Raw genomic sequence first — 11,411 nt, forward strand, 5'->3', positions numbered from 1 at the left:
CCCCTGTTCTACACCGTTCCCCGGTCCCTCAACCCGCGGTGCTCCGCCTTCACCCGCGCGAGCGCCGCATGGGCCCGGGCGAGCGTCTGCCCCGGGTCCTCCTCGCCCTCCACCGCCACGGCGACGGTGTGGACCTCGAACGTCTCCAGCTCGGAGAGCAGGTGCTCCCGCAGCGCCTCGGTCGCGCCCGCGTCCAGCCCTGGCAGCGCCACCAGCAGCGTGCCGCCCTCCCAGCGCACCGCGAAGCCCGTGGGCGCCCCCACCGGCTCCAGATGCCGTGCCACATCCCGCAGCGCCGTGTCGCCCGCGTCGAACCCGTGCCGCAGGTTGAGCCGACCGAGCCCCACCAGGTCCACCAGCAACACGCCGCAGGGCACGCCGTCCCTCCGGCATCGGCCAATCTCACGCAGCAGGCGCTCTTCACCCGCGCGTCGCGTGGCCAGTCCCGTCAGCGCATCCACCCGCAGCATCCGCTCACGCTCGTCGCGCGGAGACACGCCCCCCGGCTCCGAGAGCGTCAGCAGCTGCGCCATGCCGCCCGGGATGGCGAACGGCCGCGCCACCCACCGGATGCGACGGGGACGTGGGTGCTCCAGCGTCAGCGACAGGTGCAGCCCCCGCGACGTGTCCGACGCCAGGTCGAGCAACGGCGAGTGCCCCGTCGGGTCCGCCGTCAGGCTGGCGACGTGCTGACGGAAGGTGTCGAAGGTCAGCTTCGCAATCCCCTCCAACGGCAGCCCCAGCAGCTCCGCCAGCGCGGCGTTGCCCGCGAAGGGCTGCCGGCCCGGAGCCACCAGCAGCGTCGCCACGTCGAGCGCTTGAATCGCGTCCCGCACCTGCGTCAGCGCGGCCAGCTCCGAGCGCGAGGGCTCCTGCCGCGAGCGGCTCCAGTCCCTCGCCTCCGTCCTCGCCCGGGACTTCAGCTCCAGGTCCCCGGCCACGCGCCGGGCCAGCTCCCGCAGCGCCGCCATGTCCTCGGTGCCGAGCACCAGGGGCCGCGTGTCGATGACACACAGCGTGCCCAGCACCTCACCGCTCGGCGTCACCAGCGGCGCGCCCGCGTAGCTGCCGACGATGCCGTCGCGCACCAGCGGGTTGTCCTTGAACACCGGGTGCCGCGTGGCGTCCGGGACGACCAGCGACTCGCGCCCCATCACCACGTGGTGACAGAAGGCCCAGTCCCGGGGCGTGCCCCTGTCTCGCGCCAGCGCGTGCGGCAGCCCCACGTGCGCCTTGAACCACTGCCTGTCGCCCAGCACCAAGGTCAGCAACGCCACCGGCACACCGAAGGCCTGCGCCACCTCCGTGACGAGCTCCTGCAGCTCCGCCTCCGGAGGGCCGTCGTCCACCAGGTGCAGCGCGTCGATGTGCGCCAGGCGCTGGTGCTCGTCGTCGGGGCCGCTCTCCGTGGGCGTGGCGGGCAGGGGACGCTGTCCCGCGAGGACCCGGCGCACGGTGTCCCGCACCGTCTCCGTCGGCGCGCGTCGGCTGAGCAGCGAGTGGATGCCGAGCGCCTCCTTGAGCTGCCACGCGCGCACCCGCAGCTCGTCGAACGCCGTCACCACCACCACCTGCGTGCCGCCCGCGTCCTGTCGCTCGCGCAGCCACGACAGCAGCGTGAAGCCATCCACGCGCGGCAAGGCCAGGTCCGTGAGCAACAGGGCCGGGGCGCTGCGCTGGCGGACCACCTCCTGGGCCTCCGCGCCATCCCGGGCCAGGATGCCCTCGAGCCCTTCCCCCGCGACGAGGGTGAGCAGGCTGGCGGCGCGGTGCGGGTCGGGCTCGGCGATGAGGGCGTAGCGGGCCATGTCTCTCCGATGCTGCCACGGATGGGCCCGCGCCGGTGATGGTCGCCACCGCGCGAGGTTGTTCGGGCAACGCTGCCCGCCCGGCCGCTACCGGCCCTCGCCCGGCGGGGCCGACGTCCCCGGCGCGGACTGGGGATAGCGCACGAAGAGTCGACGCAGGGCGCCACGCTGACGGCCCAGCTCCTCCGCCCGGAGCGCCGAGTCCACCAGCAGCATCAGCCCCAACCCCAGGCACCCGGGCACCAGCGGCAACACCCAGCCCAGGTCCGCCGCCAGCCACCCCACCAGCGCCACGTGCAGCATGCCGAGCACCAGCGCCGTGCTCCCCACGGCCCCCAGCGTCCGCACGCGGCGACAGCGCCAGCCGAAGAGCCACAGCAGGGCCACGGTCTCCAGCAGGCCCATGAGCGCCACCCCGCCCGACGAGCGCATCAGCCGGTCCGCGCGGAGGTTGTCCAGCGCGAAGGCGTGGATCTCCACTCCCGGCACCGCCACCTGGCCTGGCAGCGTGCTCTGGCCGTGCAGCCCCGTCGCGGTGACGCCGACGAAGAGCGTCTTGCCCCGCAGCGCCAGGTCCAGCCCCACCGAGCGCGGGTCCGCCTGGAGCACGTCCGCCAGGCTCACCCTCGGCAGCCAGTCGGGTGAAGGCAGCCGCATCAGCGGGGCGCCCTGGTCCACGCTCGCCCGGCGCAGCAGGGACTCCGACTGCTCCGGCATCAGCTTGAGCGCCGTCGCCAGCGCCAGCGAGGGCCACCTCCGGCCGTCCACGTCGACGGCGAACGGGTAGCGCCGGATGACGCCATCCGCGTCCACCAGCATGTTCAAGGTGCCGCTGCCGTGCGCCGCCATCCGCAGCGGGGCGATGCTGCCCGCGACGCTCCGGGCCTGGAGCCGCAGCCGGTCCACGGGCATCGACACCGAATCGGCGGCCGCGGTGTCCTCGAGCGGCGCCATCATCGAGACCTCGTCCATCAACGCCGCGGCGCCCAGGATGACGGCGCCGTTCTCCCCGAGCGCCTCCGCCAGTCGCGCGTCGCCGTCCTGCTCGCGCAGCCGGTCCTCCAGGTCCGCCACCAGCGCCGCGCCCGCGGGCTGCCCGGCGAGCCCCGATTCCCGCAGCGCCGCCAGCACGTCCTCGCCCAGCTCCAGCGCGTCGCGCGGCCCGGGCTGGTCGAACACCACGTCCACCGCCACCGCCGCCGGACGCTGCGCCGCCAGGGCCTTGAAGGCCCGCGCCCACGTGGCCCGCGACAGGGGCCAGCGCTCACCCAGCGCCATCAGCGCCCGGTCATCCACCTCCACCAGCACCAGGTCCGCGCTGCGTGGGACCCCCGGCAAGAGCCGGCTGACGACCTGGTCATAGAGCGAGCGCTCCAGGGGCCCCGGCGCTCCGCCCGTCGCCGCCGTCACGCACGCCAGCGCCACGCCCACTCCCGCCGCCACCACGCGAAGCAGCCCCGGAGAGGGGCGGGGAAGCCAGGGGCCTCGCGCAGGCGTGTCGGGGCTCGGGTTCATCGGCGCGTCTCAGGGCCTCAGCTCGAACGCATGGATCTTGGAAGGGAAGCCGATGAAGTCGTCCTTGTCCACCGGCAACACGCGCCAGAACCACTTGCCCGTGTGCTCCCCGGGCACTGTCAGCGTGAGTCCCGTGGCCTCGTGGGTCCGCACGCCCGCGGCGAAGTCCGCCGTCCGCGCCAGCTCCACGCGGTAGTGCTTCGCCTCCTTCACCTCGAACCACTTCAGCGTGGGCGGCGTGGTGAACGTCCCGCCGCGGGGCCCTTCGAGACGCGGCGCCGTGAGCAGCGCCCGGGGCGCCTCGGGCGCGACCCCCGGCAGCACGCGCGAGCCCTGGCCCGCGCCCACGTCGACCTCCGCCCCCTGCGCGCCGAGCGCCACCTTGCCCTCGAGCGTCTCCAGGCGACTGACGCCGTCCTCCTTCGCCGTCACGCGGAACTGCGTGCCGCGCACCCCGGCCACCGCGCCGCGCGTGCGCACCTCGAACACGGAGCCCTCGCCACCGGGCGCGGCCACCGTCTCCACCGAGCCCTTCAAGAGCTCCAGGCGGACCACGCGCGTGCCCTGGGCGCTCAGCTCCAGGGTGCCCAGCCGCAAGAGGCTGTCGGGCTGCACACGCACCCGGCTCGCGTCCGCCAGCTCCAGCTCCGCGCTCGCGTCGCTGGCCGTCTGGAACAGCTCGCCCGTGTGGAGCGAGTCACCGATGGCGCGCGGCTGCAGGGCGTCCTCCGTGGCGCCCGCCAGGATGCTTCCACCCGCCGCGCGCACGCGGGCCACGCGGGGCTGCGCGGGGCGCTCGACGTAGGCGAGCTGGAGCTGCCCCGGCTGTCCTGGCACCGCGGGAGGCGCCACCACGGACACGCGCGTCTGGGGCACGCCCGCCGCCACCAGCACCTGCGCCGCCGCCTTCGCCACCGCGAGGCCCTGGCCTCCCAGCCGCTCCGCGTCCGGCAGCCGGGCGGCCACCGTCACCGAGCGGATGGCGGGACGGGCCACGAGCGCCTGTCCCACGTGCTTCAGGCACTGCTCCGTCTCCGGGCCCTGGGGTGCGAGCGTGCGGCCCAGCTCCACGCGGCCATTGTTGAAGCGCACGCCGCCGCACGGCTCCGCGCCCTGCGACTGCGCGAGCACGGGCGAGCCCGAGAGCGTCAGCACCATCAGCCAGGAAGTGGACCGACTCATGGCGTGGCCTCCCCCGCCGAGGAGTCGGCGGCCTTCACGATGTTGAACTCGACGCGGCGGTTGTTCTCGCGTCCCTTGGGCGTCTTGTTGGTGTCCACCGGCTTCGTCTCACCGAAGCCCACCGCCTCCAGGCGCTCCGGCGCGATGCCGGACTTCACCAGGAAGGCCTTCACGTTGTTGGCGCGGCGCTGCGACAGGTCCAGGTTCTTCGCGTCCGAGCCCTGGCTGTCGGTGTGGCCCTCCACGCGCACCAGCTGGAGCTGCGGGTTCGCCTTGAGCACCGAGGCCACCTGCGCGAGCAGGCTGAACGACTTGGGCAGGATGACGTCCTTGCCCGTGGCGAAGTAGACCTTCTCCAGGATGACGATGCGCGAGCCCTCCAGGCGCACGCTCGACGTGCCCTGGTCGGGGCAGCCGTCCTCGTCCTTCACGCCGTTGATGGTCTCCGCCTCCAGCGGGCACGCGTCGGCCGTGTCGGGGATGCCGTCCCTGTCGTTGTCCGGGTCGGGGCAGCCGTCCGCGTCCTCGAAGCCATCCAGGTCCTCGGGCTCGCTGGGGCAGCGGTCCTCGCTGTCGACGATGCCGTCCTGGTCCGTGTCCACGGGGGCGGGGGGGAGCGTCATCGGCGCGCTCGCCTCGGGGGCCTGGGTGGGTGCGTCCTCGGACGCGGGAGCGTGCTCGCCAGGCGAATCGGGGCAGCCGTCCTCGTCCTGATAGCCGTTGAAGGTCTCCGGCTCGCCGGGGCACACGTCCGGTCCATCGAGGATGCCGTCGTTGTCGTCGTCCGGGTCCAGGCAGTGGTCGTCGTCCTGGAAGCCGTCGTAGTCCTCGGGGCCGAGCGTGCACGCGGGGGCCGACGAGGGCGCCGAGGACGTCGTCCAGCTCAGTCCACCCAGCACGCGGAAGCTCGGGGTGCCGTAGCCTCGGGTGAGGCCGGGGCCCGCGCCCACATGGGCCGCGAGCTCACGGGTGAAGCGGTACTTCACCGCGCCGAGCGCCTCCAGGGGCCGCTCCTCCGTGTTCGTCTCCTTCAACCCCAGCGCGCCCGCGAGCGTCGCGGCGACCGAGAGCTTCTCGGTGAGCGGCACCTCGGCGCCGATTCCGTACGCGAACTCGCTGCCCACGCGCAGGTTGCGCAGCCGCTCCTCGCCGCGCAGGTTCACGCCCACGTTGGCGAGCAGGCGCACGCGCTCGGTGGCCCACTCGGCGATGAGCCTCGGCTGGAAGGTGAGCCCGTCGGAGCCCAGGAACTCGTCGCCTCCCGAGGTGGGAATCGTCACCGACGCGGCCACGGCCAGGTGCAGGCCTCCGTCCGTGGACAGGAGGCGCGCCTTGGGGACCAGCCGCAAATCCCCGATGCCCGTGGCATCCACGCCCTGCGCCAGCGACGGGGCCACCTCGCCCGCGGGCTGCGACGTGGTGGTGGAGATGGGCAGCGCCACGCCGACCTCCAGCCAGTCGAACAGCGCCAGCGCGCCCAGCACGTCCACGGTGAGCTGGCTGTCGACGATGCGGTAGACGAACGCGTCCCGCCTCGGGTCCAGCAGGTTGAGCGGATCATCCGCGTAGTTGACCGACAGCCCCAGGTTCCAGTCGAGGTGCCGGCCCACGCGCGCGCCGTGCAGCCCCAGCACGTCATAGGCGCCCGGGCCGGGCTTGTACTGCTGCACGTCGATGGCCTGGGAGGCCGGAATCTGAGCCTGGGCGCCGCTCGCCAGCAACAGCACCAGCGCGAACCACGCCCACGGGCGGGTGGGAGGAAAAAGCACTCGCATGCTCCGACGGTGCCAGAAGGGCACCACCCACATCAACGTGCCGCCAACAATTGCGACACGTGTTGGGCCAGGGAAGGCAGGGGTTGCGGCTTGGGCAAGACCAGGTCGACGCCGAGCTCACGGGCCCGGGCCGTCAGCTCCGGAGAAGCGAAGGCCGTGAGCAGCACCACGCGGGTGTCCGGGGTGAAGCGGCGCACGAAGTCCGCCAGCACCAGCCCCTCCTCGGACTGCGTGCCGCTCAGCCGCAGGTCGCTGATGACCAGGTCGTAGCGGCCCGTCGTCATCAACCCCAGCGCCTCATCGAGCGCTTGCGCCGAGTCCACGCGGTAGCCGGCCCCCGAGAAGAACTGCCCCAACACCCAGCACAGGGTGGATTCGTCGTCGACGATGAGGAGGTTCTGAGACACGCGGCCGCCGGAGAGCAAGCCTGGGGCCAACCGTACTCAGGCCCCCCGCGATACGACTTTCCCGATACTTGCGGGCTGTCGCCCGGTGCCTCGTCCGCCTTGCGTCCAGATCACGGATCCGATTTCTGGAATCCAGATCTGTTGATTCCCAAACGCTTGAGGCGCTCGTAGAGGGAGGAGCGGGGGATGCCCAGGCGGACGGCGGCGCGCTCGACGTGGCCGTTCTCCCGGCGAAGCACGCGCTCGATGTGGCGGCGCTCGAGCTCCTCGAGGGTCAGGTCATCCTCGGCGGCGGGCTCGTCGGGGGAGGACTCGAAGCGCAGGTCGCCGCGGGACAGGGCGCCGCCGCCGGAGAGCAGCACGGCGCGCTCCAGGACGTTGCGCAGCTCGCGGATGTTGCCGGGCCAGGCGTAGCGCATCAGGGCCGTCTCGGCGTCCGGCTGGAGTCCCACGCCGCCGCGTCCGCGCGCGGTGCCCATCTCCGCGAGGAAGCTCCGGGCCAGCACGGGGATGTCCTCAGGGCGCTCGCGCAGGGCGGGCACGTGGAGGATGAGGGTGCTGACGCGGAAGTACAAATCGCTGCGGAAGCGCTTCTCGCGGGTGGCGGTGCCCAGGTCCTGGTGCGTGGCGGCGATGAGGCGCACGTCGACGCGCCTGTCGCGCACGTCGCCCAGCCTCCGGAAGCGCTTCTCCTCCAGCACCTTGAGGAGCTTGGGCTGGACGGTGAGGTCCATGTCGCCAATCTCGTCGAGGAAGAGGGTGCCCCGGTCGGCGACCTCCAGCAGGCCCTGCTTGTTGGCCACCGCGCCCGTGAAGGCGCCCTTCTCGTGGCCGAACAGCTCCGAGTCGAGCAGGTCCCGGGACAGCGCCGCGCAGTTGAGGTCGACGAAGGGCGCGTCGGCGCGGGGGCCGCCTTCATGCAGCCAGCGCGCGAGCACGCTCTTGCCGCTGCCCGTCTCGCCGGTGACGAGCACGGGGCTGTCGCTGTGCTGCATGCGCTCGGCCTCGGCGCGCAGGTTCTGGATGGCGACGCTGGTGCCCAGGAACGGGTCCACCGAGGCGCGCGCGGTGCGCGACAGGTCCGCGCGCAGGCGCTGCCGCTCGCGGCGCTGGGCGACCAGGCGCTCCAGCACGACCTTGAGGACGGCGAGCTCCACGGGCTTGGTGAGGAACTGCTCGGCGCCCTCCTTCACGGCCTGCACGGCCAGCTCGATGGAGCCATGGCCGGTGAGGACGACCAGGGGCACGGCCGCGTCGATCTCCTTGAGGCGCGGGAGCAGCTCCAGGGCGGTGCCGTCCGTGAGGCGGTAGTCCACCACGGCCACGTCGGGGCGGTGCGTGCGGAAGACCTCCTGGGCCTCGGCGAGGCTCTGGGCTTCGTCCACGTCGAAGCCGTGGGCGGTGAGATAGCCCCTCATGCCGAGCCGGACGCCGGGCTCGTCGTCCACGAGGAGGATGCGGGTACGGGTCATGAGGCGAGCGAGTCTAGGGGCACGGTGGCCGGAGGCGAGGAAACCGCTGGTAGCAGCAGGGTGACTTCGGCGCCACCCTCGGGGTGGTTTCCCAGGCGGATGGCGCCCTGGTGCTCCTCGAGGATGCGCTGGACGATGGACAGGCCCAGGCCGGTGCCGCCCCGGCGCTTGCTGAAGAAGGGCTCGAAGACGTGGGGCAGGTCCTCCTCGCGGAAGCCCGGGCCGCCGTCGCGCACGGTGCAGCGCACCCAGGCGCGGCCCTCCTCCTCGAGCACCGCGGTGGACACGCGCACGGTGGCTCCCGCGGGGGAGTGCTGCACGGCGTTCTCCAGCACGTTGCGGAAGACATGGAACAGCCGCCGCGAGTCCATGCGCACGGGCGGTAGGGACTCGGTGAGCAGCGGCGTGACGGCCACGCGGGCCTGCTCGCCGGTGAGGGCGCACGCGGCCAGGGCCTCCTCGACGACGGGGTGCACGGGGCCCTCCACCCATTCGCCGCGCGTGGGCCGGCCGTACTCGAACAGCTCCTGGGTGAGGTGGTTGAGGCGGCGCACCTCGCCGCGCAGGACGTCCATGTACGGGGCCAGGTCCGCGCGCTGGCCCACGGTGGCCTCCACCGCGTCCACCACGGCGGAGATGGAGAAGAGGGGGTTTCTCACCTCGTGGGCCACGCCCGCGACGATGGCGCCCATGACGGCCATGGTCTCACTGCGGCGCAGGCTGGCCTGCAGCTCGAGCAGTCGGGTGACTTCGGTGGCGACCAGGATGATGCGTGAGTCGTCGCCTCCGGCCTCGTCGACCCAGGCGGCGGACAGCTCCCAGGTGCGGCGCGAGTGCGGGTCGGTGACTTCGCGGGTGATGGTGCCGTGGGTGCGGCGCAGCTCGTCGATGAGGGGCGGGGTGCTGGACCAGGGCGGCCTGCTGGCGGCGGTGGACAGGGGCTGGCCGGAGGGGTCCAGGCCGCCGAACAGCGCGCAGGCCGGGGCGTTGAGGCGGTGGATGACGCCGTCCGCGCCGAGCACGAGCAGGGGAGCAGCGACGGCGTCGAAGGTGCGGGTCCACTCCTGGGCGGAGCGGCGGAAGCTGTCGTGGAGGCGCTGGCGCAGCTCGTCCGCGAGGTAGCGGTCGGTGATGTCGGTGACGACGCAGCCGACGTGGAGCTCGCCCTGGGCGTCTCGCGCGGAGGCGGCGGCGCGGCTGCGGACCCAGCGCACGCGGCCGTCGGCGCAGATGAGGCGGTGTTCCAGTTCCACCTCGGAGCCGGGGGCGAGCGACTCGATGCGGGAGCGGTAGCGCGCGCGGTCCTCGGGGTGGATCATCTCCGCCCAGAGGCGGGGCGGGCCGCCGCCGGGGGAGGGCTCGACGAAGGCGGAGGCGGGGTAGCCGGTGGTGCGCTCGATGACGGGGGTGCAGTAGAAGTCGCGCAGCCTGCCGTCGCGCAGCTTGCCGCCCCAGAGGTAGTCGGGCAGGGAGCGGGTGAGGACGTCGAGGCGGCCCTCGTGCTCCTGGAGGGATTGCTCGGCGCGCATGCGCTCGGTGAGCTCGGAGAGGGAGGCGATGACGCCGAGGACTTCGCCGCCGGCGCCGCGCACGCGCGAGTAGCTGCCGAACCAGAAGCGGGGCTCGCCGGGGGCGGCGGGGGTTTCGACTTCGAGGCAGGTGTCCTGGACGGGGGCGTCGGTGCCGAGGGCGCGCTCGAGGCGTGGGGCGAGGAGTCGGCCCAGCTCGGGCATGACCTCGGTGACGTGGCGGCCCAGGTGTCCACCGGCGGGCAGGCCGTTCATGGCGGCGAGCGCGGTGTTGACGTGGATGTAGCGCAGGTTGCGGTCGAAGAAGGCGAAGCCGACGGGGGTGACGTCCATGAGGGCGTCGCGCAGGGCGCTGGAGTCACCGGCGCTGCGGAGGGCTGCGTCGCGCTCGCGGCGGGTGCGCTCGCGGGCGTGGGCGAGCAGGAGGGCGGGGACGCCCGCGCAGGTGAGGACGAGCGCGGAGGTGGCGAGGATGCGGGGCAGGGGATTGGCCGCGTCCGCGCTGGTCCAGGCCCATTCGATGAGGGCGGCGAGCGCGGCGGCGGTGAAGGCGGCCAGGAGCATCTGACTGCGTGAGGGGAACTCGTGCATGGGGGCGTGGGCCGCGCGAGCCTACCTGGAATCCAGGGGCGCGCCGTGCATCGAGGCCCAGGGACGGGTGCTCTCGTCGTCTGGTGGGCAAGGGGGCGGGTCCGGGGGGCGCCGCGGGGGTGGCTCAGACTCCTGGCCGCGGCGCGGCGTCATGGGCCGAGCGGGCGAGGAGGTCCTGGACCTCTTCGTCGGAGGTCTGGTCGAAGTGCCGGTACCACAGGCCCACGGCGCCGAAGGGCTCCGGGGTCCGGGCACACACCATCTCGTCGACGAGTGGTGCCAGGGCGTCGCAGGTGTCGGGAGGGGCGACGGGGACGGCGACGGTGATGCGGGAGGGGTGCTGCAGGCGCAGGGCGGCGACGGCGGCGCGCATGGTGGAGCCGGTGGCGAGGCCGTCGTCGACGAGGATGACGTCGCATCCGTGGACATCGAGGGCGGGGCGGCCCTGGCGGTAGCTGACTTCGCGACGCTGGAGCTCGCGGGTTTCATGCGCGGTGACGGCGTCGAGCTGCGCGGAGGTGATGCCGAGCTCGTCGATGACCTCGGGGTTGAGGACGCGTGTGCCGCCAGTGGCGATGGCGCCCATGGCGAGTTCCTCGTGGCCGGGCGTGCCCAGCTTGCGGACGATGAAGACGTCCAGCGGGGCGCCGAGCGCGCGGGCGACTTCATAGGCGACAGGGACACCGCCGCGCGGAAGCGCGAGCACGCGGGTGTCGGGACGGTGGGAGTGGTGGCCGAGCAGCCGCGCGAGGGCCCGGCCTGCCGTGGAGCGATCCTGGAACGCGGGTCCTGTCATGTGTGGCTCCTCGGTGCGTGGGTGGGTGGACGTGCCTCGGAGTTCAACGTGGTCATGCACTCAGCGGAGGTGCACGGACGGCCTAGTCACATCCTGCTGCCCGAGCCCTGTTTGGCTCGGGCCCATGGAGCGTGGCATGGCGCTTCTCTTTTTCACACGCCATGACTCAGGGTCTGCGAATGTTTCTGCTTGGGTACGCGTCACGGTGTCCAACGGATGCGTTTCACTCCACCACGGTTGATGCACTTGCCCCGGGCCCAAGGCTCACAGTCGGAGCAGGCCACATGCGTGTTGTCGTAGTAGCCATCACAGCACCTTACGTTGCAGGTCGTGAGG

At 73.0% G+C, this 11,411-nt stretch carries 8 protein-coding genes; all 8 read right to left on the reverse strand.

The annotated features are described in order from the left end of the window. Positions 1 to 8 precede the first annotated feature (8 nt). The gene (locus K8625_RS35045; protein WP_223747602.1) at positions 9 to 1,808 is read right to left on the reverse strand and encodes a diguanylate cyclase domain-containing protein; all 1,800 of its coding nucleotides are present in this window, start codon (positions 1,806 to 1,808) and stop codon (positions 9 to 11) included. A gap of 87 nt (positions 1,809 to 1,895) precedes the next feature. Continuing rightward, on the reverse strand, positions 1,896 to 3,323 hold the full coding sequence (locus tag K8625_RS35050; RefSeq protein WP_223785138.1) for a CHASE2 domain-containing protein: 1,428 nt from the start codon (positions 3,321 to 3,323) through the stop codon (positions 1,896 to 1,898). Between the two features lie 9 nt (positions 3,324 to 3,332). Next, on the reverse strand, positions 3,333 to 4,505 hold the full coding sequence (locus tag K8625_RS35055) for a FecR domain-containing protein (RefSeq protein WP_223785139.1): 1,173 nt from the start codon (positions 4,503 to 4,505) through the stop codon (positions 3,333 to 3,335). Further along, positions 4,502 to 6,313, reverse strand: coding sequence for an OmpA family protein (locus K8625_RS35060; RefSeq protein ID WP_223785140.1), 1,812 nt, complete (start codon positions 6,311 to 6,313; stop codon positions 4,502 to 4,504). Before K8625_RS35060 ends, K8625_RS35055 begins: the two co-directional genes overlap by 4 nt. Continuing rightward, complete coding sequence (locus K8625_RS35065; protein ID WP_046718138.1) at positions 6,313 to 6,687, reverse strand: response regulator; 375 nt, start codon at positions 6,685 to 6,687, stop codon at positions 6,313 to 6,315. The genes K8625_RS35060 and K8625_RS35065 overlap by 1 nt, the downstream gene beginning before the upstream one ends. Positions 6,688 to 6,797: 110 nt before the next feature. Beyond that, positions 6,798 to 8,159, reverse strand: coding sequence for a sigma-54 dependent transcriptional regulator (locus tag K8625_RS35070; RefSeq protein ID WP_223747606.1), 1,362 nt, complete (start codon positions 8,157 to 8,159; stop codon positions 6,798 to 6,800). Further along, entirely contained in the window at positions 8,156 to 10,279 is a 2,124-nt protein-coding gene (locus tag K8625_RS35075) for a PAS domain-containing protein (protein ID WP_223747607.1), read from the reverse strand. Before K8625_RS35075 ends, K8625_RS35070 begins: the two co-directional genes overlap by 4 nt. A gap of 124 nt (positions 10,280 to 10,403) precedes the next feature. Further along, entirely contained in the window at positions 10,404 to 11,075 is a 672-nt protein-coding gene (locus K8625_RS35095; protein ID WP_223785141.1) for a phosphoribosyltransferase, read from the reverse strand. Positions 11,076 to 11,411: the final 336 nt, after the last annotated feature.

Source organism: Myxococcus sp. AS-1-15 (genome assembly GCF_020037055.1).
In the GTDB taxonomy this organism is placed as follows: Bacteria; Myxococcota; Myxococcia; order Myxococcales; family Myxococcaceae; genus Myxococcus; species Myxococcus fulvus.

Excerpts from the sequence above, each read along its gene's own strand:
- K8625_RS35050 (WP_223785138.1), bottom strand. The coding sequence starts at position 3,323 with ATGAACCCGAGCCCCGACACGCCTGCGCGAGGCCCCTGGCTTCCCCGC.
- K8625_RS35055 (WP_223785139.1), bottom strand. The coding sequence starts at position 4,505 with ATGAGTCGGTCCACTTCCTGGCTGATGGTGCTGACGCTCTCGGGCTCG.
- K8625_RS35075 (WP_223747607.1), bottom strand. The coding sequence starts at position 10,279 with ATGCACGAGTTCCCCTCACGCAGTCAGATGCTCCTGGCCGCCTTCACC.
- K8625_RS35070 (WP_223747606.1), bottom strand. The coding sequence starts at position 8,159 with ATGACCCGTACCCGCATCCTCCTCGTGGACGACGAGCCCGGCGTCCGG.
- K8625_RS35060 (WP_223785140.1), bottom strand. The coding sequence starts at position 6,313 with ATGTGGGTGGTGCCCTTCTGGCACCGTCGGAGCATGCGAGTGCTTTTT.
- K8625_RS35095 (WP_223785141.1), bottom strand. The coding sequence starts at position 11,075 with ATGACAGGACCCGCGTTCCAGGATCGCTCCACGGCAGGCCGGGCCCTC.
- K8625_RS35045 (WP_223747602.1), bottom strand. The coding sequence starts at position 1,808 with ATGGCCCGCTACGCCCTCATCGCCGAGCCCGACCCGCACCGCGCCGCC.